This is a genomic window from Dictyoglomus sp. LHC4 (genome assembly GCF_055181355.1).
Genome location: NZ_CM143707.1, coordinates 622,044 through 645,819 on the forward strand (window position 1 = coordinate 622,044; position 23,776 = coordinate 645,819).

The 23,776-nt window shown below is 31.8% G+C and carries 19 protein-coding genes; 13 read left to right on the top strand and 6 right to left on the bottom strand.

Annotation, left to right across the window (positions count from 1 at the left end; all coding sequences use genetic code 11):
• Positions 1 to 330 precede the first annotated feature (330 nt).
• From ACY3JO_RS03065 to ACY3JO_RS03075, 3 genes are read left to right on the top strand one after another with little or no spacing between them, the layout of a single operon-like run.
• Entirely contained in the window at positions 331 to 1,689 is a 1,359-nt protein-coding gene (locus ACY3JO_RS03065; protein ID WP_463085355.1) for a TldD/PmbA family protein, read from the top strand.
• A gap of 1 nt (position 1,690) precedes the next feature.
• On the top strand, positions 1,691 to 3,004 hold the full coding sequence (locus ACY3JO_RS03070; protein WP_463085356.1) for a TldD/PmbA family protein: 1,314 nt from the start codon (positions 1,691 to 1,693) through the stop codon (positions 3,002 to 3,004).
• A gap of 19 nt (positions 3,005 to 3,023) precedes the next feature.
• Entirely contained in the window at positions 3,024 to 4,016 is a 993-nt protein-coding gene (locus ACY3JO_RS03075) for an aldo/keto reductase (protein WP_463085357.1), read from the top strand.
• A gap of 37 nt (positions 4,017 to 4,053) precedes the next feature.
• Here the strand turns inward: ACY3JO_RS03075 and ACY3JO_RS03080 are convergent, their stop codons facing one another.
• The gene (locus tag ACY3JO_RS03080; protein ID WP_463085358.1) at positions 4,054 to 4,641 is read right to left on the bottom strand and encodes a carbohydrate binding domain-containing protein; all 588 of its coding nucleotides are present in this window, start codon (positions 4,639 to 4,641) and stop codon (positions 4,054 to 4,056) included.
• Between the two features lie 297 nt (positions 4,642 to 4,938).
• On the opposite strand from ACY3JO_RS03080, the gene ACY3JO_RS03085 reads away from it, so the two are divergent.
• Genes ACY3JO_RS03085 through ACY3JO_RS03110 form a run of 6 tightly spaced genes read left to right on the top strand, consistent with a single transcriptional unit; the run spans position 4,939 to position 12,691 of the window.
• Positions 4,939 to 6,573: a [Fe-Fe] hydrogenase large subunit C-terminal domain-containing protein gene (locus ACY3JO_RS03085; protein ID WP_463085359.1), complete on the top strand. Its 1,635-nt coding sequence runs from the start codon at positions 4,939 to 4,941 to the stop codon at positions 6,571 to 6,573.
• The gene (locus tag ACY3JO_RS03090; RefSeq protein WP_463085360.1) at positions 6,560 to 7,699 is read left to right on the top strand and encodes a SpoIIE family protein phosphatase; all 1,140 of its coding nucleotides are present in this window, start codon (positions 6,560 to 6,562) and stop codon (positions 7,697 to 7,699) included. The genes ACY3JO_RS03085 and ACY3JO_RS03090 overlap by 14 nt, the downstream gene beginning before the upstream one ends.
• Before the next feature lie 14 nt (positions 7,700 to 7,713).
• Complete coding sequence (nuoE, locus tag ACY3JO_RS03095) at positions 7,714 to 8,199, top strand: NADH-quinone oxidoreductase subunit NuoE (protein ID WP_463085361.1); 486 nt, start codon at positions 7,714 to 7,716, stop codon at positions 8,197 to 8,199.
• Positions 8,192 to 10,066 carry an NADH-ubiquinone oxidoreductase-F iron-sulfur binding region domain-containing protein gene (locus ACY3JO_RS03100; RefSeq protein ID WP_463085362.1) on the top strand — a complete coding sequence of 625 codons (1,875 nt, stop codon included), beginning with the start codon at positions 8,192 to 8,194 and terminating at the stop codon, positions 10,064 to 10,066. The genes nuoE and ACY3JO_RS03100 overlap by 8 nt, the downstream gene beginning before the upstream one ends.
• Positions 10,067 to 10,080: 14 nt before the next feature.
• Complete coding sequence (locus tag ACY3JO_RS03105; RefSeq protein WP_463085363.1) at positions 10,081 to 12,054, top strand: [Fe-Fe] hydrogenase large subunit C-terminal domain-containing protein; 1,974 nt, start codon at positions 10,081 to 10,083, stop codon at positions 12,052 to 12,054.
• Positions 12,038 to 12,691, top strand: a complete 654-nt coding sequence (locus ACY3JO_RS03110) for a redox-sensing transcriptional repressor Rex (protein WP_463085364.1) — start codon at positions 12,038 to 12,040, stop codon at positions 12,689 to 12,691. Before ACY3JO_RS03105 ends, ACY3JO_RS03110 begins: the two co-directional genes overlap by 17 nt.
• Here ACY3JO_RS03110 and ACY3JO_RS03115 read toward each other — a convergent pair.
• The 3 genes from ACY3JO_RS03115 to ACY3JO_RS03125 are packed head-to-tail and all read right to left on the bottom strand — an operon-like array spanning position 12,678 to position 14,882.
• Complete coding sequence (locus ACY3JO_RS03115; RefSeq protein WP_463085365.1) at positions 12,678 to 13,256, bottom strand: ATP-binding cassette domain-containing protein; 579 nt, start codon at positions 13,254 to 13,256, stop codon at positions 12,678 to 12,680. The genes ACY3JO_RS03110 and ACY3JO_RS03115 overlap by 14 nt on opposite strands.
• On the bottom strand, positions 13,253 to 13,927 hold the full coding sequence (locus ACY3JO_RS03120; protein ID WP_463085366.1) for an ABC transporter permease: 675 nt from the start codon (positions 13,925 to 13,927) through the stop codon (positions 13,253 to 13,255). Before ACY3JO_RS03120 ends, ACY3JO_RS03115 begins: the two co-directional genes overlap by 4 nt.
• A gap of 40 nt (positions 13,928 to 13,967) precedes the next feature.
• On the bottom strand, positions 13,968 to 14,882 hold the full coding sequence (locus ACY3JO_RS03125; protein ID WP_463085367.1) for an ABC transporter substrate-binding protein: 915 nt from the start codon (positions 14,880 to 14,882) through the stop codon (positions 13,968 to 13,970).
• Positions 14,883 to 15,010: 128 nt separating this feature from the next.
• On the opposite strand from ACY3JO_RS03125, the gene murJ reads away from it, so the two are divergent.
• The 3 genes from murJ to ACY3JO_RS03140 all read left to right on the top strand — a co-directional run bounded on the left by murJ (position 15,011) and on the right by ACY3JO_RS03140 (position 20,970).
• The gene (gene murJ, locus ACY3JO_RS03130; RefSeq protein WP_463085368.1) at positions 15,011 to 16,618 is read left to right on the top strand and encodes a murein biosynthesis integral membrane protein MurJ; all 1,608 of its coding nucleotides are present in this window, start codon (positions 15,011 to 15,013) and stop codon (positions 16,616 to 16,618) included.
• Between the two features lie 825 nt (positions 16,619 to 17,443).
• Positions 17,444 to 19,168, top strand: a complete 1,725-nt coding sequence (locus ACY3JO_RS03135) for an ABC transporter ATP-binding protein (RefSeq protein WP_463085369.1) — start codon at positions 17,444 to 17,446, stop codon at positions 19,166 to 19,168.
• Between the two features lie 5 nt (positions 19,169 to 19,173).
• A complete protein-coding gene (locus ACY3JO_RS03140; RefSeq protein WP_463085370.1) occupies positions 19,174 to 20,970 on the top strand; it encodes an ABC transporter ATP-binding protein in 1,797 nt (598 codons plus the stop codon).
• 223 nt (positions 20,971 to 21,193) lie between these two features.
• On the opposite strand, the gene ACY3JO_RS03145 is transcribed toward ACY3JO_RS03140, so the two are convergent.
• Positions 21,194 to 21,658, bottom strand: a complete 465-nt coding sequence (locus tag ACY3JO_RS03145; RefSeq protein WP_463085371.1) for a DinB family protein — start codon at positions 21,656 to 21,658, stop codon at positions 21,194 to 21,196.
• 78 nt (positions 21,659 to 21,736) lie between these two features.
• Between ACY3JO_RS03145 and ACY3JO_RS03150 the strand changes: the two genes are divergently transcribed.
• On the top strand, positions 21,737 to 22,906 hold the full coding sequence (locus tag ACY3JO_RS03150) for an MFS transporter (protein ID WP_463085372.1): 1,170 nt from the start codon (positions 21,737 to 21,739) through the stop codon (positions 22,904 to 22,906).
• 36 nt (positions 22,907 to 22,942) lie between these two features.
• Here ACY3JO_RS03150 and ACY3JO_RS03155 read toward each other — a convergent pair whose 3' ends face one another.
• On the bottom strand, positions 22,943 to 23,620 hold the full coding sequence (locus ACY3JO_RS03155) for a peroxiredoxin (RefSeq protein ID WP_463085373.1): 678 nt from the start codon (positions 23,618 to 23,620) through the stop codon (positions 22,943 to 22,945).
• Positions 23,621 to 23,776 lie beyond the last annotated feature (156 nt).

The window sequence follows — 23,776 nt, forward strand, 5'->3', positions numbered from 1 at the left end:
TTATCCCACAAAGGGTTCCTCTTTTCATAAAATTGAAAAGTAGATAATATGGATATAGCATAGATTTCTCTTCATTCTAATTTAAACTCAAAAAATAGCCTACTATATCTTAGTTTAGAAAATAGGATAGGTAAAATTCTACATCCTATTTTTAATTTAATATACAAGGTTAATGCCCGATTTAGTCCATGAAGAGATTTTAGTAAAATTCAAAGGAATGTGGTTTGATTGAGCTAAATATGATTAAAAATGAATTTGATTTAGGATACTTTTTTGAAATATGGTATATACTTATAAGGTATAAAAAGTGAAAAAGGAGGGAAAAAGGGAATGTTTAATGTACTAAGGGGTATTATTTCAAAGGTTCCAGCGGATTATGTGGATATAAGATATGAGAAGATGTGGGAAACAAAGATTGTTATGAATAAGAGGGAGATATATCAACTTGGAGAAAATTCTGGTGATGGGTATGTAATAAGAGTATTAAAAGATGGAGGATTTTCTTCTATTGCTTTTACAAAGTTAGAAGATGCTGAAAAAGCTTTAAAGATTGCCTTGGAGAATGCTATCTTAATTTCAAAGAATTCAAAGAAGGTTAAATTGGCAGAGGTCGAAGTAGTTAAAGATATTTTTATTCCACCTCTTAACGAAGATCCAAGAAAGATATCTATAGATGAAAAATTGGAACTTTTAAAGCACTATAACGAAATTCCTTTGAGGTTTGATAATATAACTACGAATCTTCATTATTGGGAAGTAATAAGGGAGAAATATTTTGTTAGTTCTGAAGGAACAGAAATAAGGGAAGATCTTATAACATGTGAAATAAGAGGTTCCTTGATAAGTTTTGAGGGATCTCTTGTACAGAATGTAAGGGTAGGAATAGGTGGAAGTACAGGTTTTCATAAGCTAAGAAATAGGGAAGATATTTTTGAGAAGAAGACAAAGATTGTACTTGATCTTTTAAAGGCAGAGCCAGTAAAAGCAGGTGTATACAATGTGATTCTTAATCCTGATATGGCAGGCGTTTTTACTCACGAAGCTTTTGGGCATTTTTCAGAAGCAGATCTTATAGAGGATAACCCATCTATGAGAGAAAAAATGAGAATTGGGGCTAAGCTTGGAAATGATATCTTAACCATAATTGATGATCCTACCATGCCAGGACAATTAGGTTTTTATAAATATGATGATGAGGGAGTAAGAACAAGGAGGACTTATCTCTTGAAAGATGGTGTTCTTTCAGGAAGACTTCATTCAAGAAGGACTTCTGCTGAATTTGGGGAGCCTGTAACAGGACATTGTGTGGCAGAAGATTATAGATATGCTCCTATAGTAAGGATGGGAAATATATTTATAGAGCCTAAGGATATGACCTTTGAAGAACTACTGGAAAAGTTAGGAGATGGCCTTTATATTCTGGATGCAAAAGGTGGGCAAACTTCTGGAGAAAACTTTACTTTTGGAGCTCAATATGGCTTTGAAGTAAAAAATGGAAAGATAGGGAAGATGATAAGAGATATTAATATTTCAGGTAATCTATATCAAACCTTAAAAGACATTGTGGGAGTTGGTAATGATTTTGAGCTTGGAGAAGTTGGAGGATGTGGAAAAGGCCAGCTAAATATAAGGTCTTGTCATGGTGGTCCCCATATTCTTGTTAATAATGTTGTCATAGGAGGTGTATAGAATGTTAGATAGATTGATGGATATGACTAAAAAATATACAGATGAGGTGGAGATATATTATATAGATTATTCTGTTTCAAATATATCTTTTGAAAATGGTAGTTTAAAGGATATAGAAAGTAGTATACAATCAGGAATATCTCTTAGAATTATAAAAGATGGAAAATTGGGTTTTTCTTATACAAAAAATCTTGTAGATCCAGAATTCCTTATACAAAATGCAATCCACTCTTTAAAGGGAGATGTAAAAGTAGAGTTTCATTTTCCAGAAAGAAAAGGTATTAAAAGTTTGAATACTTATGATCCAGAGATAGAAAACCTTACAAATACTCAGATGGTGGAAGAAGGAAAAAGAATTTCTGAGATATTAGCTCATAAAACTGGTACTCAGATAAATATAGGTCTTCATAAAGCAGTTACAAATTTAAGGATATTAAATAGTAAAGGAGTAGATTATTCTGTTAAGGCTTCTGTATATTATTGTCATGCAGGAGCTGTGTATCCAGGCTCCTACTCTGCTATAGTTAGGTTAGTTGTAGATAAAAAATTTAGAGAATTTTCTCAAGAAGACATTGATTATATTGCCTTTTTATACAATAGTTCTAAAAAAGAGGTAAAACCCAAGGGTGGAAAAATGAAAGTATTATTTTTGCCAAGCACCATGTATGTACTAATATGGAGACTAATTTTTGCTACTAATGGTAAAAATGTATATGAAAAAACTACGCCTTTATTAGGAAAAATTGGAGAGCAAATCTTTGATAATTCAATAACAATATATGATGATCCTTTAAATGACCGTTTACCAAATGCAAGAAGCTTTGATGATGAGGGAGTTGAATGTAGAGTATTGCCTATTGTTGAAAATGGGATTCTAAGAAACTTCTATTATGATCTTTATTATGCTAGAAAGATGAATACAAATTCTACAGGACATGGTTATAGAGCAGGAGACTGGGGACAAGAAAGTATAAGAGTAAGACCTTTTCCTTCTTTAGAGCATCTCTATGTGCAAACAGGAGATAAAAACTTCTACGATCTTATAAAATTAATAGATAAAGGTATTATAGTGGCAGGAGCTTTAGGTGCCCATAGTGGTAATATCCCTAATGGAGATTTCTCTATCGGACTTTCTCCTGGATTATATGTAGAAAATGGAGAGGTTGTAGGACATGTGAAAGATTCTATGGTAGCTGGAAATGTTTATGAGGTTATGAAAAATGTGGTAGGTATAGAAAACAGGGCGTATGTATACAGCATGGGAGTTTTTCCATCAGTTCTCTTTGATAATGTAAGTGTGGCGATAAAAGAATAATTTTAATGGAGGTATTTTTATGATTTACTTAGCAAATCCAAGTAGATATGTGAACATGATTTATAGAAGGTGCGGAAAGAGTGGTTTAAAATTACCTGTGATATCTCTAGGTTTCTGGCATAATTTTGGTTATAATGATTCTTTTGAAAATATGAGAGAGATGGTAAAGAAGGCTTTTGATCTTGGCGTTACACATTTTGATCTTGCTAATAACTATGGGCCACCTCCTGGATCTGCAGAAGAAAATTTTGGAAGAATTTTAAAAATTGATCTAAAAGGTTATAGAGATGAAGTTGTAATTTCCACAAAGGCTGGATATAAGATGTGGGATGGACCATATGGAGACTGGGGAAGTAAAAAATATCTTATAGCAAGCCTTGATCAAAGTTTAAAAAGAATGAATTTAGATTATGTAGACATTTTTTATCATCACAGACCAGATCCAGAGACACCTATAGAAGAGACTATGGAAGCTCTTTATCAAATTGTGAGACAGGGCAAAGCTCTTTATGTAGGCATATCAAATTATGGACCTGAAGAAACAAAATTAGCTTATGAAATCCTTTCCAAAATGGGAGTAAAGATAATTGTGAATCAGATTTTGTATAACATGTTCTTTAGATATCCAGAGGAAAAATTGTTTCCTGTAATGGAAGACCTGGGAATAGGGGCTACTATCTTTTCTCCATTGGCACAAGGACTTCTTACTGAAAAATACTTATGGGGTATTCCTGATGACTCGAGGGTTAAAAAATCAGGTGTGTTTTTAAAAGAAAGTGATATTACTCCTGAAAGGATTGAAAAGGTTAAAAAACTTTCAGAGATAGCCAAAGAAAGAGGACAAAGTGTTGCTCAACTTGCCTTAGCGTGGGTGTTAAGAAAAAAGGTGGTGGCTTCTGTTATCATAGGTGCAAGTAAACCGTCTCAGATAGAAGAAAATGTTAATAGTATAAAGAATTTAGATTTTTCTGAAGATGAATTAAAAAAGATAGATGAAATATTAAAGAGATAAAAGGGTGAGGGAATTTATTTCCCTCACCCTTTTACTTTTAATTTTCTTCTAATTCTACGTTATCAAGATAAATTGTAGTTGCAATACTTTTTTCACTTATTTTGCCCATATCAAAAACTATTATGTGGGCATCTTTTTTGGGGGTAAATTCCCATTCAAACTTTTGCATCTCAGTGGTAAGGTCAAAAACTTTTTGTTCTACTATTTCCCATGTTTGATCTTGAATGGCTCTTATCTGTAAATCTCTTGGATTATCAGCCTTTGCTTCAAAAGTAATTTTATACTTCTTGTTAGCAGAGAGTGGTACATGAGTTCCAAATTGTATATGCCAGAAAGCATCGCCGGGATTCTTGATCTTTACATAAAATACTCCATTTTTGGCACCATATTCTTCTACTTCTGCTGTTCCTTGTACCACAATATACCAATTAGATGGTGCAGAAAACATGATAGGTTCATCAAAGATGCCTAATTTAGTTACATTTACGACTTTTGCTGTACCTTCTGGAGTCTTTACTTCAGTAACTGCTTGCTCAGTCTCTTTTGATGTTGTTGGGGCACCTGCACATCCAGTAACAAACAAAGTAAAAGCTAAGATTAATAGTAGTGCATAAAACTTTTTCATAGTATAAACCCCCTTTTTAAAAAATGTAAAAGGTTACAAAAGAATTTAAAAAAATAAAAATTTTCTCTTTTCTTTAACACCTCCCTTTTCCCTTAACCTTTTAATTTGTACATAGTATAATACTTTTCTCCTCTCTTATCAAGTTATTGATTAGTTGTGTTATTTAGAAAATTTAAAGTGTAACTAATAACAATTAAAAACTCTTAATATTTTTTTAATTTGACATAGATTTTTGAGGTTAATAAAATATATTGTGAAAAAAATAACGTTAAAAAATGAACAATAAAGGAGTAGAATATGGATAAGCTTATCTTAACACAAGAGATCAATTGTCAATATTGTTATAAATGCCTCAGGAATTGTCCCGTAAAAGCCATAAGGTTTAATAAAGGTAAATCATCAGTTATAGATGATGATTGTGTATACTGTGGTACATGTATTGAAATATGTCCACAACATGCCAGAATCTATAGAACTGATATAGAAGATTTAGAAAAATATATTGATAAATCTTTTCTTATATCCATAGCTCCATCATTCTTTGCCCATTTTGATCAACCTTTTAAAGTTATTACCTTTTTAAGAAAATTAGGAGCAACATATATACAAGAGACTTCCTTAGGTGCGGATATAGTTTCCTTTCACTATAAAAAATATGTCAATTTAAGGAAAGGTAAAACTTCTATAAGTACAGCCTGTCCTGTGGTATATGAATTAGCAGAGAAATATTATCCTGAGGTTATACCTTATCTTTTACCCTTTTTATCTCCCATGAATGCACATGCTCTATATATGAAAAAGTATTTTGGTGATTTTCCTGTAATATATTTAGGGCCTTGTATAGCAAAAAAGAAAGATGGGGAAAATTATGTGGATCTTATGCTAACCTTTGAAGAATTAGATATTTTTATTAAGAAAAATAATATTGATATAGATTCTTTTGAAGAATCTTTTCCTAATGCTCCATTCCCTGAAAGAGCCCGAATATATCCGATAAGTGGAGGTATTAATTCAACTCTTGAAAGTAATTGGGAAAATCATTTAGTGGTTGAGGGAGTAGATAACATTATTAGGCTTTTTGAGAACATTAATAATTATGGAGAAGGATTTTTTGTGGAGGCATCAGCTTGTTTTGGTGGGTGTATTAATGGACCTGCTATTAGGAAAGATCTAACTCTTTTGGAAAAGAGAAGAAGGATCATATCTTATACTGAAAGGATGAAAAGTTTAGAAGGAGAAGTAATTAATTGGGAAAATATAGACCTAAATATAAGAAAGAGATTTGAACCCCAAAAGAAAGTTATAGATATTCCTGAGGAAAAGATAAAGGCAGTTTTAAGGGAGATGGGGAAGGATAATCCTAAGAAGGAACTCAATTGTGGGGCTTGTGGATATGCTAGATGTAGAGATAAGGCTATAGCGGTTATTTTGGGGAAAGCAGAAAAGGAGATGTGTATTACCTATCTTTTAGATAAAGTAAGCTCTGTAAGTAATGCTATTATAGAAAATTTTCCGAGTATTGTAATTATATATAAAGATAACAATTTACTTTATCTAAATCCCTTCGGGGAGAAATTCTTTGAGGATAAATCACCCCTTTTAGATTACATCCTTGAGGAGATCGAATCGGGTAAAAATCCATTAGAAATATTAATTGACGATAAGAGATATGTTTTCTTTATAAAAACTTTTATTCTTCCTGATCAATCAGGAAAGGTATCTTTACTTATTGATATTACAGGAGAAAAAGAAAAGGAAGAAGAATTAAACCTTCTTAAAAAGGAAAGTATGGAGAAGATCGAAGAAGTAATTAATAGACAAATGCTTCTTGCTCAAGAAATTGCTAGTCTTCTTGGTGAATCTATAGCAGAGACTAAAAGTTATTTTGCTAAATTTAAGGAGTTTTTGAAAAAAGAAAATGCTGACCTGTGATATTTCTTATGTCTTTAAAAATAAAGAGGGAGAAGAGGTTTGTGGAGACACTATAAAGATAAAAAAAGGTGAAGATAGGGTTGCTGTTACTGTTTCTGATGGTCTCGGTAGTGGAATAAAAGCAAGTATTCTTTCCACATTAACTGCATCGATGGCAACAACTATGCTTTTTAATGATATGGGATTGGATGATGTTGTGAGAAGTATTTTAGCAACACTTCCAAAATGTAAAGTGAGAGGAATAAGCTATGCCAATTTTTGCAGTGTATTATATAGAGCTGATACTAATCAACTCTATATAGCTGAATATGAATTCCCTGTAGTACTTTTTGTTAGAAATGGTATTTTTTTTGAGCTTTCTAAAAAGAATGTTTTGATAGAAGGAAGAGAAATATTTGAAAGTACTCTTAATCCGCAAGAGGGAGATGTCCTATTTATTATGACAGATGGCATTTCTCAGGCTGGATTAGGTACTAAATTATATCCTTTGGGTTTTGGAATTGATAATATAAAGCGAGAAATCTTAAATCTGATGCATTATAGGTTGTCTTCTAGAGAGATAGTTTATCACCTTATAGATAAAGCAAAGAGATTAGATAGGGGAATCAAGGGAGATGATGCTTTAGCGGCAGCCTTACATTTTAGAGTATTCAATAAAGTAAATATCATGGTAGGTCCTCCATCTAATCCTAATCGTGATAAAGAAGTAGTAGAAAGATTTTTAAGCTTACAAGGAAAGAAGATTATATGTGGGGGTACTACTGCTCAAGTGGTTAGCAAAATTAATGGTAAGGAGGTGAGACTGGATTTAAAAACTATATCTGAGAATTCTCCTCCTATAGGTTATATGGAAGGAGTTGATCTTGTTACAGAGGGCATTATTACTTTAACGCAAGTTTTTAGATATCTATCGGGACAAATTAGAGATTTGGGCTATGGTGCCAGTTTAATTATAGATTTATTGGAAAAGGCTGATAGCATATATTTTTTAGTGGGAGGAGCTATAAATCCTGCTTATCAAAATCCTTTATTTAGTTATGACTTATCATTAAAAGTTAGAGTTGTTCAAGATATAGCAGAAATTTTGCAAAGTAAAGGAAAGATTGTAAGTATTGAATACTACTAATTAGGAGGGTTTTTATGAAACTAAAAAGAAATTTTGCAAAAGTAGAGGAGATCCTTAAAAAGCATGAGTATCGCAAAGACAATCTTATAAAAATTCTTTTGGATGTACAAAAAGAATATAGATATATACCAGAAGATGTAGTCAATTATATTGGTGTAGCCCTTGATATACCAACTGCAAAAATATATGGTGTTGCTACTTTTTATTCCCAGTTCTCATTAAAACCAAAAGGTAAATATACCATCTTGGTGTGTGATGGTACAGCATGTCATATGGCAGGTTCCACATCCTTGATAGAAGCAATAAAGCAAGAGATAGGTATTGGGCCTGGAGATGTTACAGAAGATCTTTTGTTTAGTCTTGATCAGGTAGGATGCTTAGGAGCGTGTGCTCTTGCTCCTGCTATGGTTATTAATGAAGAAGTTTTCGGAAATCTTACTCATGAAAAGGTTAAAGAGATAATAAGAAATTTGAAAGAAAGGGAGAGGGAAAATGCTTAGGACAATTGATGAGGCTCTAAATTATATTGAACAGCAAAAAATAGAAAGAAAGGAAAGATTAGAAAGTCTCAATGTATTTGTATGTGTAGGTACAGGTTGTGCAGCAAAAGGAGCTTTAAAAATTTTTTCTGCATTAAAAGAGCTTTTTGAAAAGAACAATATTAATGCCAAACTCCAAAAATTGGAGGAAGATGAATCTTATGTTAAAAGAACAGGATGTTGTGGGAGATGTTCTGATGGACCTTGGGTAATTGTAATGCCTTATGGATATTTCTATTCAAAGGTAAAAATAGAAGATGTAAAAGAAATATTTGAGGAAACTACATTAAAGGGCAGGCCAGTTGAAAGACTTCTTTTTACTGATCCTGCTACTTCTGAAAAGGTATTTAGTCTTGAGGATGCAAAATTTTTCAAGGCTCAATCCTTCTATATTATGGAAGAAATAGGAAAGTGTGAATGTGATAACATAAATGACTATATGGGTAGAGGAGGATATCTATCTTTCTTAAAAGTATTAAAAGAAGAAAGTCCAGATAAAGTAGTGCAGATGATTAAGGATTCTGGTCTTCGTGGAAGAGGAGGAGCAGGTTTTCCTACTGGAGTTAAATGGGAAATAACAAAAAATAGTAAGGGAGATAAAAAATTTGTGGTGTGTAATGGAGATGAGGGAGATCCGGGTGCATTCATGAATAGAACTCTACTTGAAAGAGATCCTCATGCGGTATTAGAAGGAATGCTTATTGCAGCATACACTATAGGGTCTCAAAAAGGTTATGCTTATATTAGGGCTGAATATCCAGTAGCAGTTTCTATGTTTAGAAAGGCAATAGAGGATGCTAAAAAATTGGGATTAATTGGACAGAATATTCTTGGTACAGGTTTTTCTTTTGATATAGAGATAAAAGAAGGGGCTGGAGCTTTTGTATGTGGAGAAGAAACGGCTCTATTAGCTTCTATTGAAGGAAAAAGAGGAGTGCCAAGACCAAGGCCTCCATATCCTGCTCAAGCTGGGCTTTGGGGATATCCTACTCTTATTAACAATGTAGAAACTTACGCCAATGTTCCAAAGATTATAAGAGACGGAGTAGAAAATTATAGAAAAAGAGGAGTACCTGATTCTCCTGGAACTAAAATGTTCTCTGTAACTGGACCTGTGAAACTTACTGGTATTATTGAGGTGGAATTTGGCACTACATTAAGACAGATTCTTTTTGATATATGTGGAGGATTATCTGAGGGTGAAGAGTTTAAGGCAGTACAAATAGGAGGGCCATCTGGAGCTTGCCTATCAGATGCTTATTTAGACCTTCCTTTAGATTATGACTCTTTAAAATCTGCTGGTGCTATGGTAGGTTCTGGTGGTATTGTAGTACTTTCTAAAAAGACATGTATGGTAGAAGTAGCAAGATTTTTCCTTGATTTTACAAAGAGAGAATCTTGTGGAAAATGTATTCCATGTAGAGAGGGATTGATGCAATCATATAGAATACTTGAAAGGTTTACCCAAGGAAAGGGAACATGGCAAGATTTGGAAAATTTAGAATTTCTTGCCAATCTTATAAAGACAGCCTCTGCATGTGGGCTTGGACAAACTGCTCCAAACCCAATCCTAAGTACTTTAAGATTATTTAGAAATGAATATGTTTCTCATATTGAAGGAATATGTCCTAGTGGAATGTGTACTGCCCTTAAGAAATATGTTATTAATCTGGAACTATGTAAGGGTTGCGGGCTTTGTGCTAGATCTTGTCCTCAGGGGGCTATTTCTGGAGAGAGAGGAAGGCCTTATACAATTGATCAAGATAAATGTGTAAAGTGTGGACTTTGTTTTGAAAAATGTAAATTTAAAGCTATAGAGATCAGATAAGGAGGCAGATAATTATGAAGATATATGTGGATGGAAGGGAAGTAATAATAGGAGATAACGAGAGAAACCTTCTTGAAGCTCTAAGGAAGGTGGGAATTGAGATACCTAATCTATGTTATTTATCAGAAGTATCTATTTATGGAGCCTGCAGACTTTGCTTAGTGGAGGTAAATGGGAAGAATATTGTTACATCTTGTAACTTAAAGCCAGAAGAAGGAATGATAATAAGAACTAATACTCCCGAAATATATGAGATAAGAAAAGGTATATTAGAACTTCTTTTGGCATCCCACAATAGAGATTGTACCACATGTGAAAGAAATGGAAGTTGTAAACTTCAAGAATATGCAGAAGCCTTTGGTATAAGAGAAATAAGGTTTGATAATATAAGAAAAGATGGCGGTGTAGATAAGCTCTCTCCTGTGGTAAGGGATAATACAAAATGTATACTTTGTGGAGACTGTGTTAGAGTTTGTGAAGAACTTCAAGGGGTTGCAGCCATAGATATTGCGGGAAGGGGTTTTGCATCAAAAGTTACACCAGCCTTTGAACATAGTTTGGCAGATGTTGAATGTGTTTATTGTGGTCAATGTGTTGCATATTGTCCTACAGGGGCTCTTTATGTTAGGAACGATATAGATAAGGTTTATAATGCATTAAAGAAGAATAAAGTTGTAATTGGTATGATAGCACCTGCTGTTAGGACAGCTATTCAGGAAGAATTTGGAATGGAAAAAGATCTCTTTGTAGCAGGAAGGGTAAGTTCATTTTTAAAGATGTTAGGTTTCGTAAAGGTTTTTGAAGTACCTTTTGGAGCTGATCTCGTAGCCTATGAAGAGGCACACGAATTCTTAGATAGATTAGAGAAGGGAGAAAGACTTCCTCAGCTTACATCTTGCTGTCCTGCATGGGTAAAATATGTGGAAGAGTTTTTTCCAGCCTATATAGATAACTTATCAACAGTTAAATCCCCACAACAAGCCCTGGGTACTGTTATAAAAGAGATATACTCCAAGGATATCGGGGTACCCAAAGAGGATATATTTTTTGTATCCATCATGCCATGTACGGCTAAGAAGTATGAAGCAGAAAGACCGGAACATAATGGAATAGTTGATGTAGTTTTAACAACTAAGGAACTTGTACAGATGATAAAAGCAAGTGGTATAAAATTATTGGATCTTAATCCTGAAGCCTTTGATAAGCCCTTTAATTTATATTCTCAAGGAGGACTTGATTTTGGCAAAACAGGAGGAGTATTAGGTACTGTACTCTCTGTAATAAATGATAAGGTTAAGATTAAGAAATTCAAAGAGGAAGAAATAGAAAAGGGGATAAGACTTTTCAATATAACTCTTGGAGATGGTAAGAAAGTAAAGGCTATGACAGTGTTTAATTTAGGTAATGCTAAAAAGGTTATGAAAGATATAAGGGATGGAATTTTACAAGTAGATATTATAGAGGTTATGGCTTGTGGTTATGGATGTATAGGTGGAGGTGGACAACCTTATCCTAATGATACTACATTAAGAAAAAATAGAGCTAAGATTCTAAAGGATATGGTAAGTATAAATCCAATAAAAACTCCTCAGGAAAATCCATACCTTATGGATCTGTATAATAAATACTTAAAGCACCCTTTAAGCCATGAAACTCATCATTTATTGCATACCACTTATTCGCCTAAACGAAGGGTACCTGAAGAAGATATCGAAATTTTACCTCTTCCTTTACCTGACGAAGAAAAGATAAAGGTTAGGGTTTGTCTTGGAACTTCTTGTTATATGAAAGGATCTTATAAAATTCTTTCTGATCTTATAGAAATGGTAAGAAAAGAAGATTGGACTAAAAATATTGAAGTTGTGGGTACTTTCTGTACAGAAAATTGTGACAAATCCCCCAATGTTATGATAAATGATATACTTATTAGTGAGGCTAATACTGATAAGGTAAAGGAGATGTTAAAAAAGCATGTTAAAGGAGAATAAAGAATTCATAATGTTTCCAAAAGCTACTTTAGAGAGGCTTAAATTATATCATAGACTTCTTTCTGAGGAGAAAAAAGAATATATTTCTTCTGAAGAGATAGGAGAAAGACTTGGTATTCTTCCAGAGCAAGTAAGAAAAGATTTGTCATATCTTGAGTACAAAGGGAAGCCTAAGGTAGGTTATAATGTAAAGGATCTACTGGAGGAATTAAATCGGTTATTTGGTATTGGAAAATCAACTAAGGTTATAATCGTTGGAGCGGGAAATTTGGGCACTGCTATTACAAATTATCCCGGATTTGCTAACTATAATATTGAGATTGTTGGTATCTTTGATAATGATCCCAATAAAATTGGAAAGAGAATTGGAGATTTAGTAGTTCTTCCTATAGATTATTTAGAAAGAGTCATAAAAAAGTTTGATGTAGAGATAGGTGTAATATGTGTACCTAAGGAATCTGCTCAAGAGGTAGCCAATATTTTGGTAGAGAATGGAATAAAGGCTATCTGGAATTTTGCACCTACTTTTATAAAGGTACCTGAGGATGTAATTGTGAGAAATGAGGATATAACCTCTGGACTTTTATCTTTAAAGCACATGTTAGAAGTTAAAGAGCAAAAAATCAAAAAAGATTAAATATTTTATCTGTGATCTCTTTATCTTCTCTATCCTCCTGGTGGCTAACCATCAGGAGGGTCGTTTTTTTATTATCTAAATGATATTTAAGAAAGGCTTTAGCTTTTTCTTTCAGATTTATATCCAGAGATTTGAAAGGTTCATCAAGGAGTAATAAATTATGGGGAATAGTAAAAGTCCTTACAAAAGAAAATATCTGCAGATAACCCCCACTAAGCTGGTGAGGAAACAGATTCAGGTAATTTTTCAAGTTAAAATAATCTATAAGTTCTTTTAATTTTACTGAATCTTTACAAGTTAAATTAAGATTCTCTTCCATATTTAACCAGGGCAGAAAGATAGGATTTTGAAACATAAAGGATATTTTAATGCCTAGCCCTATTTCTACAATACCTTCATCAGGCTTTATTAGGCCTGCAATAATTTTAAGAAGAGTAGTTTTACCACAGCCATTTGGACCTTTTATTACAATTTTTTCTCCTTCTTCTACTTTCAAAAATATTCCATTTAATACTTTTTTGTCATCAAAACTTTTTTTCAGGTTTATAATATTAATTGCAGTCACAATTTGAGATCCTCCTTTAAGATATTCATTTTCCTAAATATGTATTCTAAGAGTTTACTTATAATAAAGAGATATATGGATATGGCATAGATATATTCAGTATTGAGAAAAGTTCTTGCATAGCTTAAGAGAAAGCCTATTCCATTATTAGTAGCAAAAAATTCAGACATGGCTGATATTTTGAAGGATGAAATGGTTGAATTTGCTAATACTGGAAGTATAAGTGGTTTAATATAAGGAATTAGGAATTTGTTAATATAATCCTTTTTAGAGATGGGATATATTTTGAAAAGCTCTATATATTCAGTAGGGACATTTTTAATAGCATAATAGACGGAAAGATAAAGATTAGGAAATAGCATAATAAAGGTAGTAAAAATGACAGTTCTGCTACCAAAACCAAACCATAGTAAGGCTAAGGTAATCCATATAATTAAAGGATTACTCTGAAAAATATCTATTATATTTCTTATTCCCACATAGAATTTTTCATTTTTTATGTTTCCTAATATAAATCCTATAAAGAAGGCTAAAAAAAGGCCTACTAATGATCTAATAATAGTTAAACTGAGGTGATATAAAAATTCTGTGTCCCTAAGTAAAGAAAAAGTCTTTAAGATTACCTTATGGGGATAAGGGAATATGGCAGGGGAATTTACCCTTAATCCCATAAGGTACCAAAATATAAAAAATATAATCCAAAATGTTATCTTAAATCTTAAGGAATTCTTCATTAGGCAATTTATTATCTATTACTTGAGGTGATTTTTCCAAAATAAAGTTTAAAAATGTTAATAAGTCTTTTTTAGCTGAGTTTCCTTGATATCTGAAGGAAAGTCTCTTAAAGGATAAGTTTATTATATTTTTATCTATCTTTAATATACTGGATGCTTTTTCTATAAAAGGATCTGGATTATCATGAAGTTTCTTGAAATTATCCCTAAAAATTCTATCTATTTTAATTACTAAATCTTTCCTTATTTTTTCATTAATACCTATAGATGTTATAGGAAGATAGGCTTTATTAAAATCCCTATATACTCTTTGGATATCAAGGATTATAGATCCTCCTTCAGAAAGGCACATGGAAACATAGGGTTCTGGAAGTAGGGTATAATTTATCTTTTTAGCTATAAAAAGTGTAGTTATTTCTTGAGGTGTAGAATAGTAGATATGGACTTTGTCTTTTAAATTCTTTTCCTGTAGATAAATAGAAAATATAATATCTTGGGTTGATCCTTTTTGAGCGATGTATATATTTTCTCCTACAAAATCTTTCTTATTTTTATTAGTGACAAGATAAAAAGAAGCCCAGTTAAATGTGGCTAAAAGTCTTGCTTTAATAATTCCTTTATTTTGAAGATTTACAAGGGTTACAAAAGGAGAAATCAATACATCAAAATTCCCATTTTTAACTTTTATTGCCAGTTCATCAATTGTTCTCCAAATAACAAAGTTAAACTTTATGTCTACTTGATCATTGCTTGACATTAAAGAAGCAAAGGGAATTATAGATGGTCCAAAAGGTATTAAAACATTTATCTCTTGAATTTGAGAAAAGGTATTTGTCGAAAAAATAAAGAGAAGAGTGGTTAATGTGAAGATTAGTTTAGATATATTTTTCAAGCTATCGCCTCCCTAATTGTTAATTTTTTCACGAATAATTATATCAAAGAAATATTTAAGAAATATTAAAAATTATTAATCGTGATCTTTTTATAATCTCTATTTTTGATGTATAATTACATCTGTTTATGGATGGTGGTTTAAAGAAAAAGTTTAAAAATTTAATATTTAGACAAAACGTCACTCAGGCAGCAATCCTGATTACAATTCTTGCAACTATTAGTAGGGTAATAGGCTTTTTAAGGGAAATGATGATTGCTGCCTTCTTTGGAGCAAAGAAGTTTACTGATAGTTTTATAGTGGCACAAGCTATACCAGGAGTTCTTGCGGGACTTATTTCAGGAGCATTATCATCAGTATTTATTCCTCTTTATGCTGAATGGAGAGAAAAGAAAGGAAAGGAAGAAGCGGAAAGGTTTACTTCTATTCTCCTTACTGATATATTGATAATACTTGTTGGAGCAACAATTTTTTCTTATCTTTTAGCGCCTTTAATAGTAGAGATATTGGCTCCTGGATTTAATCAAGAAACAAGAAGTCTTACTTTAAGTTTTACCTATATTATGCTTCCTTCTATCATATTTTGGGGTACGTATGGTTTAATTACTGGGCTTTATAATTCGCAAAAAAGTTTTTTCATCCCAAATCTTGCAGGAGTTCTTGGAAGTGGTGTTTTCATCGTATCTATATTTTTATTCCATGGTACATTTGGGGCTTACATACTTCCGTGGGGTTACCTTGTTAATGTATTTATTCAATATATTCTTCTTATTCCAGCTCTTAAAGGGATTGGTGTAAGTTTAAGATGGGAGTTTAATCTGAAATATGAAGGACTCAAAAAAGCACTTATTCTTATAGGACCTATATTCTTAGGACAAAGTGTAGGAATCTTAAATATGGCAGTGGATAGAATTTTTGGATCTTATCTGCCTGAGGGAAGCATATCCGCTTTAAATTACGCAAGTAGGATTTATCAGCTTCCTTTGAATTTGTTCGCGAATGCCCTTGCTACAGCCATTTATACTGATCTTGCATTTAGTGCTCAAGATGATAATTTGGAAAAGTTTAAACTATCTATAGAAAAAAGCATAAGAGCATTATTATTCTTTATTATTCCAGCTACTTTTGGACTCATATTTCTTTCAACCCCTATAGTTAAGCTTGCTTTTCAGAGAGGAGCTTTTGATGCTCTTGCTACCCAAAGGACTTCAGAATCATTAACTTTTTATTCCATAGGATTGGTATTTATGAGTGTCAATTTAATTATGGTGAGAGGATTTTATGCCCTTCACGATACAAGAACACCTACTATGAATTCTATTTTAGCTCTCCTCTCAAATATAGTATTAAACACTATATTTATTAAACTCCTTGCCCATAAAGGCCTTGCTCTTGCTACATCTTTAGCAGCTTTTATTTCTTCTATACTGCTTTACAGATCCTTTAGGTTAAAAGTAGGAGAGGTTATTTCAAGAGAGACCAAAAGAGATATTATGCGATTTATGATTTCTGGATTTCTTATAGGTATGCTTGCCTTCTTTATTTATAGATTTTTAAATGGTGTTTTGCCATCAAAACAAATATATTTTGCTTTTAGTTTATTTTCTGCTATTGGTATCGTTGTGATATTATATCTTTATTTAGGAAATAAGTGGAAGATAGAGGAAGCAAAAAAAATTTGGGCCTTAATAAATAAAGGGCTAAAGTTTACAGCAGGAATTTTGGGAATTAGATAATCTCCCCTTTAATAAATCTGTGAACTATTCCACTCCAATAATTTTTTAAGAGTATTTACCCTGTTTAATGTATTCCCCCTTATATTTAAAAGTGAAAAAATTTAAAAAGGGATAAGTTTATGTTAGATAAACAAAGGATAATAGAAGAATTAGCAATATGGTTTTTACTTTTACTTTATTACAAGTCGGATATAAATGAGCATTAGCTTTGGATAAAAAATCTCTAAGTTATGTAGTTGATCCTATAGAAAATGTGAGAATAATCGCCATATAGTATGTATTATAAAACTTAAAGATAATTTTCTTATACATATAGAAACAAGATCCACTGTTACATATCCTTGTTCCTATTATTAATGACATTGACTAAAGACAATAAAGTATGAGAGATATTTCAAAAGTATCTAATGGGGTATCTAATAAAAAAGAACATAAATAGTATAGGCCATGTTAAAGAGAATCAGTATTTTGTCCATGGGACTACCATTGGATATAGTACTAAAATTCAAAAATAAAAGATATACTATCTAATGCTAAAATATTCTATTACAATTGGGATGAAAAATTGGTGATCAGCTTATGAGCTTCTTTAATAACTTGCCAAATCAAAGAATGCTTTTGAATCTTTGATTGATAAAAATTCTGATTTCTTTTTTTACTGAGCTTGATCCAGATGATGATAATACAGACATAGATTTTATATAAAAATCTCTCTCACTGTTTATACGATAAAGAGGGTTTTATTTTTGTATGAGGGAATATATAATATAAACTTGTCTTACTAAGTAATAGAAAAAAATAAAATTTTATAAAGGTGCAATTAATATGAGGAGATTAAAGAAATATATAAAGAATAACTTACACTTTTTTTTATCAGCTATTTTTTGTGCTATTTTGGCCTTATCCCTTGATATGTTTAATCCTAAAATTGTCGGAGTACTTGTTGATAAAGTAATTATAGGAAAAGATATAACTCCTTTATCTCGATTACTTCTATTCCTAACTTTGATAACAATTTCCAGAGTATTTCTTGGATACTTTAAAGAATATTTTATGGATTTAGGGGGATCAAGACTTGCTTATGAGTTGAGGAAGGATCTTTTCGAACATCTTCAAACTTTGCCTTTTTCTTTTTTTGATGGTATAAATACTGGTGAGCTTATGTCCCGAATTAGAGAAGATATTGAAAATATTTGGTTTACTTTTGGTTTTGGGTTGGTCTTTTTTATAGAACAGCTTTTTTATTTTATTATTGCCAGCATAATTCTTTTCTCTATTGAACCCAGATTAACTCTAATAGTACTTCTTGTAATTCCATTTATTGGCTATACAGCTTATAGACTTGAAAAAGAAAATGATGAGGTATATGGAGAGATATCAGATCAAGGGGTTAGAATGAATACTACTGCTCAAGAAGATATAGCTGGAATAAGAGTTGTAAAATCCTTTGGTAGAGAGAAATATGAGATAGAGAAGTTTTTTAAAGAGAATATGAAAAATTATGAGTTAAATGTAAAACAGGCAAAAATTTTTGCAAAGTATTTTCCTTGGATGGAATTTTTAACTAATTTTTCAATAGCTTTATCTATCACTATTGGCGGACTTTTAGTAATTGCAGAAAAGATGTCTATTGGTACGTTAGTTTCTTTTTCATGGTATGTTTCTATGATTGTATGGCCTGTGAGATTAGGTGGATGGATTGTTAATATGTTAGCTCAGTGTTTGGCTTCCTTAAAGAAGATAGATAAGTTATTTAAAGAGAGATCGGAAAGACCTTATATAACTGAGAAAGTGGATATTAGGGATATAAAGGGAGAAATAGAGTTTAAGAATGTATCTTTTAAATATAAAGATGAGTATGTGTTAAAAAGGATTAGTTTCCATCTAAAACCTGGGGAAACTCTTGGCATTATTGGGGTTACAGGTTCTGGAAAGACCACTTTAGTAAACTTATTAGGAAGATTTTATGAGCCTTGGGAAGGTGAGATATTAATAGATGGTGTTGATATAAGAAAAATTGATTTAAAATTTTTGAGAGAACATCTTTTATATGTTCCTCAAGATATATTTCTTTTCTCTGATACCGTAAGGGAGAATATAGAACTTGGGAAGGATATAGATGATGAAAGAATAATACAAGCTTTAAAGGATACAAGATCCTATTACTTTGTAATGAGGCTACCAGAAAAGCTTGATACTATTATAGGAGAAAGAGGGCTTGGTCTTTCTGGAGGACAAAAGCAGAGACTTACCATAGCTCGAGCTTTAGTGAGATCTGCTAAGATTTTGATTCTTGATGATCCTACTTCTGCTCTTGACTTGGAGACAGAGCTTTATATTCAAAAATCTTTGGAGAAATATAAGGGAGTAACAAAAATTATTATTGCTCATAGGATTTCTGCAGTAAAAATTGCTGATGAAATAATAGTACTTGATAAGGGAGAGATTATAGAAAGAGGAAAACATGAGGAACTTTTAAGAAAAAAGGGTAGGTATTATGAGATTTATCAAGAGCAGTACGGAAAATTTGCCTTTATTAAGGGGGATTAGTTTAAATGCCTTATGCATTAAAAGAAGATGAAAAGTTAGAAGAAAAGGTGAATATAGATATACTTAAAAGGCTTTTTAAATATTTAAAGCCATATAAGAGAGAGGTCTTTATAGTGTTATTTTTTATTTTTGTAGTTATGGCAGTGGACCTTCTAAACCCATATTTTATGAAATTTGCTATTGATAGATTCATAAAGAATAAGGATAGAAATAGATTGATTTTTGCTGGGATTTTAATGATTATCTTAAATCTCTTGTCTATGATATCTGCTAAGAAAAGAACTCAAAGAATGTCAAAGATTACCCATGGAATATTATTAAATATTAGGCAAGATTTATATAATCATATTCAACAACTTTCTTTTACCTTTTTTGATGAAAGACCAGTGGGAAAAATTTTAGCAAGAATAATAAGTGACGTAAACTCTTTAGCAAATCTTTTTAATATGAGCATTACAAATCTTATACCTGATTCTGTTACTATAATTGCTACTTTGTTAATAATGTTTTATCTTAATTCAAAACTTGCTTTATACGCTATGTCTATGCTGCCTCTTTTGTTTATAGTTCTTTTTTCAATACAAACCATAAGTAGAAAAAGATGGCAAATAGTAAGGAAAAAGGGATCTACCCTTAATGCTTTTACTTATGAAAACTTTTCTGGAATAAGAGTTGTTAAATATTTTACAGCAGAAAAATATAGAGAAAATATATTCTCAGAGCTTGCGTGGGATGTGAGGCAGGCTTTTGTTAGAGCTGTGAGAATAAATGATTTATTCTGGCCTATGGTGGAGTTTTCTTGGGGAATAGGTACTGTTATAACCTTCTATTTTGGAGTAAAAATGATTAATGCAGGTGATATTTCTGTAGGCCTTCTTATTGCATTTACAAGCTATGTAGGCATGTTTTGGAGACCTATAATGAACCTTTCTAATTTATATAACAATTTTGTTATAGGCATGGCAAGTGCGGAGAGAATATTTGAAATAATGGATATAGAGCCAAATATAAAAGAGGAAGAAGATGCAATAGATATTGATATAAAGGGAGAAATAGAATTTAGAAATGTTTCCTTTTCTTATGATGGAAAGAGAAAAGTGTTAGATAATGTAAGTTTTAAAATAAAACCTGGAGAGAAAGTGGCCCTTGTAGGACATACAGGGGCAGGTAAAAGCACTATTGTTAATCTGTTATGTAGATTTTATGATCCACAAGAAGGAGAGATTCTTGTTGATGGAATAAATATTAAAAAGATTAAATTAGAAAGCTTAAGAAAACAGATTGCAGTAATGTTTCAGGATACATTTTTATTCTCAGGTACTATTCTTGATAATATAAAATATGGAAGTCTTGATGCTACTTATGATGAAGTAGTTGAGACAGCAAAGAAGGTTTATGCCCATGATTTTATCTCTAATATGGAGAAGGGTTATGATACAAACATTAATGAGCGAGGCATGAGGCTTTCTTCAGGACAAAGACAAATAATTTCTTTAGCAAGAACTCTTATTGCAAATCCCAAAATTATAATACTTGATGAGGCAACAGCAAGTATAGATACCTATACTGAGAGATTACTTCAAATGGGAATTGAGATTCTTCTTAAGGGAAGAACTTCTATTATTATTGCTCATAGACTATCTACTGTGCAGAGTGTTGACAAAATTATAGTTATCGAAAACGGAAGGATTTTAGAGATGGGTAATCATGAGGAACTTATGAAAAATAAAGGAATTTATTATCATATGTTTATGTCCCAATTTAATTATTGGGAGGAAAAAAATAGTGAAATTGTCTCATAAAAAAGAATAAACCCCCTGAGAGGGGGGACTCAGGGGGAGGGGGTGAGAGGGGGAGGTGTCTTTCCTAACTTAATCTTACTTTTTTAGACTTACTAACCTTACTTTTTATTCCCAAACTTTTTTAAAAACATCAACTTTCGTTAAATAAGGTATCAAATATTTAATATGGTGTCAACAAAAAAGAGTTAAAGTTATATTAATTATTTTAAAAATTTGTTAACATCTATAACTCAATTCCCATAAGTTGTAGAATAAAAACTATCTGCCCAGCATGGTAACAATCATGACTTATTATACCATATAGATTGTCTTCTAATGTACCGTATTCTCCGATATTTTTATCAAGGTCATCATCATTCTTGGTTTTTAATATTTCTATAAGCTTATTATGGGTGTCTTCAAGTCTTTTGACGGTATTTTTCCAAGCTTCTTTGGAGGTATCGGTGGGAGTTTTGAAATCATCTTCGGAAGGAAGATCTTTTTCTTCAAGGATACTTAAAAGATATTCTTTCCCAAAAATTAAATGATTTGTTATCTCCCAAATACTATGGGTATTTTCCTTTTTAAAAACTGCCTCTTTTGAAGTAACGTTTTCAAGAACATCCATTACAGAGTGAGACCATAATCCTTTGTCTTTTTGAAAAGCATCATTTATATATTTTATTATCCTTTCTAAGCGATCTCTCATGATAAACACCTCCTAAAAGGTATATTTGTAAATTTAATGATCTTGTTTATAGTTTATCATAGATGTAAAATAAAACTTATGAAAAAAGAGATTTTTTTATTAAAAGTATTCTTTTTTATATACTTTTCTGCTTGGGTATTTATCTTCTCCTTTGTACCTGTTTTTTTAAGAGAAATAAAAGGTTTTTCTATTGGAATGATAGGGCTTTCATCTGCTATCTCATCGCTTTCTGGAACTATTTTTCAGGTATATATAGGTTATTTATCAGATAAGATAGGGAGAAGAAAGCCATTTATTATTTTAAGCTTTATTATGCTTATTATTCTTTACTCTCTTGTTTTTCCTAAATTGAATAGTTTCTGGACTTTTATATTTGTTTATTTTCTTTTAGGGGTTTTTATAAGTACTATAAGTACTATGGCTAATGTACTTGTTATGGACTATGCTGTATCCGAAAATACTGGTACCCATTATGCCTCTATAAGAATATGGGGAAGTATAGGTTTTCTATTACTTATGCTTATTACAGGTTTTTATCCTAAACTGGTAGAGCCTAAGATTATGTTTGTTATGATTAGTTTAATATACATGTTAGGCTTAATGATAAGTCTTATTGTGAAAGAGCCTTCTTCTAAGATTAGCGTGTCTAAGGTTGACTTTAGGAATATAAAGAGATTAGTTTTAAGATCTGATATTAGAAATTTTCTTTTATTTTACATTATTTACTACATAGCTCTTCTTGGAGCATCTTCTAATGTGAATCTTTTGATTCGATCCTTAGGGGGTGAAAGTAAACATATAAGTTTTGCTTATTCAGCAAGCTCCTTTTCTGAAATTCCTTTTATGCTTATCTGGGGACGTTTATCTGATAAGGTAGGAAGAAAACCTTTATTAGTATTTACCTCTATTTTTCTTCCTATAAGGATCTTTGTTTATACATTAACTAAGAATCCGTGGCATATAATCTTAATTCAATTATTACACTCTTTAACCTTTGCTGTTATAGGTACTATACCTGTTGTTTATATGAATGATTTAGTTAATCCAGAAGAAAGGGCTACTGCTCAAGGTTTATTAAGTATGGGAATGTCCTTATCTTCAACAATTGGACCTGTTATCTCAGGATTTGTAGCTGATATTTCTGGCTTGAAAGGTATGTATCGTTTTCTAACCTTTGTTTCTTTGCTTTCCACTTTAATTGCAATAAAATATATAAAAGAATCAAAAAATAAGGTATCCCCTGTTTAGGGGATACCTTATTTAATTTCTAATATTAGTTTTTTATTATCTTGTTAATTTCTTGTGGCAGAGCCACCAATCAAAGCATTCAATTTCTCCTTTTTTAGCAGATTCAAGTCTTTCCTTGGCTGCTTTTACATCCTTTGCAGGAGGAATTATTACATGGTCTTTACCAACAACTTCACTATCTGGCCAGTGAGCGGGCATGGCTACCCCATATTTGTCAGACACCTGTAATGCTTCTACCACTCTTAAAATCTCTTCCATGTTTCTTCCTACTTCTTGTGGATAGTAAAGTATTAACCTAATTATTCCCTTATCATCAACGACAAATACAGCTCTTACAGTGTTTGTTCCTTTTCCTGGATGGATTAAACCAAGTTTTTCTGCTATCTTTCCTGTATCATCTGCTATAATTGGGAATTCAATATCAACACCTAACTTTTCTTTTATCCATTCAACCCATTTTATGTGACTGAAAACTTGGTCAATACTTAAACCTATTAATTCTGTATTGAGAGCTCTAAATTTTTCATATCGCTTTTGAAAAGCCACAAATTCAGTAGTACATACTGGAGTAAAATCGGCAGGATGACTAAAAAGCACAAACCATTTACCTTTATAGTCGTTAGGAAGTACTTTCTCTCCATGGGTAGTTAGAACTTTCATTTCTGGAAAAGGTTCACCAAGAAGTGGAAGCCCTTTTCTTTCAAGATTCTCCATAATTGAACCTCCTTTTTAAAATAATTATTATTTTTAATTTTATATTATCACAAATGAAAATTTTTTGCAATATGGGTAGGTTAAAAATAGATATACAGAGATTGTCAGAAGTGACGAGCGTCACTTTATAATTACACTTTCCATGATATAATAAAC

Excerpts from the sequence above, each read along its gene's own strand:
- nuoE (WP_463085361.1), top strand. The coding sequence starts at position 7,714 with ATGAAACTAAAAAGAAATTTTGCAAAAGTAGAGGAGATCCTTAAAAAG.
- ACY3JO_RS03145 (WP_463085371.1), bottom strand. The coding sequence starts at position 21,658 with ATGAGAGATCGCTTAGAAAGGATAATAAAATATATAAATGATGCTTTT.
- ACY3JO_RS03135 (WP_463085369.1), top strand. The coding sequence starts at position 17,444 with ATGAGGAGATTAAAGAAATATATAAAGAATAACTTACACTTTTTTTTA.
- ACY3JO_RS03075 (WP_463085357.1), top strand. The coding sequence starts at position 3,024 with ATGATTTACTTAGCAAATCCAAGTAGATATGTGAACATGATTTATAGA.
- ACY3JO_RS03150 (WP_463085372.1), top strand. The coding sequence starts at position 21,737 with ATGAAAAAAGAGATTTTTTTATTAAAAGTATTCTTTTTTATATACTTT.
- ACY3JO_RS03120 (WP_463085366.1), bottom strand. The coding sequence starts at position 13,927 with ATGGGATTAAGGGTAAATTCCCCTGCCATATTCCCTTATCCCCATAAG.
- ACY3JO_RS03090 (WP_463085360.1), top strand. The coding sequence starts at position 6,560 with ATGCTGACCTGTGATATTTCTTATGTCTTTAAAAATAAAGAGGGAGAA.
- ACY3JO_RS03140 (WP_463085370.1), top strand. The coding sequence starts at position 19,174 with ATGCCTTATGCATTAAAAGAAGATGAAAAGTTAGAAGAAAAGGTGAAT.
- ACY3JO_RS03105 (WP_463085363.1), top strand. The coding sequence starts at position 10,081 with ATGAAGATATATGTGGATGGAAGGGAAGTAATAATAGGAGATAACGAG.
- ACY3JO_RS03070 (WP_463085356.1), top strand. The coding sequence starts at position 1,691 with ATGTTAGATAGATTGATGGATATGACTAAAAAATATACAGATGAGGTG.
- ACY3JO_RS03085 (WP_463085359.1), top strand. The coding sequence starts at position 4,939 with ATGGATAAGCTTATCTTAACACAAGAGATCAATTGTCAATATTGTTAT.
- ACY3JO_RS03080 (WP_463085358.1), bottom strand. The coding sequence starts at position 4,641 with ATGAAAAAGTTTTATGCACTACTATTAATCTTAGCTTTTACTTTGTTT.
- ACY3JO_RS03065 (WP_463085355.1), top strand. The coding sequence starts at position 331 with ATGTTTAATGTACTAAGGGGTATTATTTCAAAGGTTCCAGCGGATTAT.
- ACY3JO_RS03110 (WP_463085364.1), top strand. The coding sequence starts at position 12,038 with ATGTTAAAGGAGAATAAAGAATTCATAATGTTTCCAAAAGCTACTTTA.
- ACY3JO_RS03100 (WP_463085362.1), top strand. The coding sequence starts at position 8,192 with ATGCTTAGGACAATTGATGAGGCTCTAAATTATATTGAACAGCAAAAA.
- ACY3JO_RS03155 (WP_463085373.1), bottom strand. The coding sequence starts at position 23,620 with ATGGAGAATCTTGAAAGAAAAGGGCTTCCACTTCTTGGTGAACCTTTT.
- murJ (WP_463085368.1), top strand. The coding sequence starts at position 15,011 with ATGGATGGTGGTTTAAAGAAAAAGTTTAAAAATTTAATATTTAGACAA.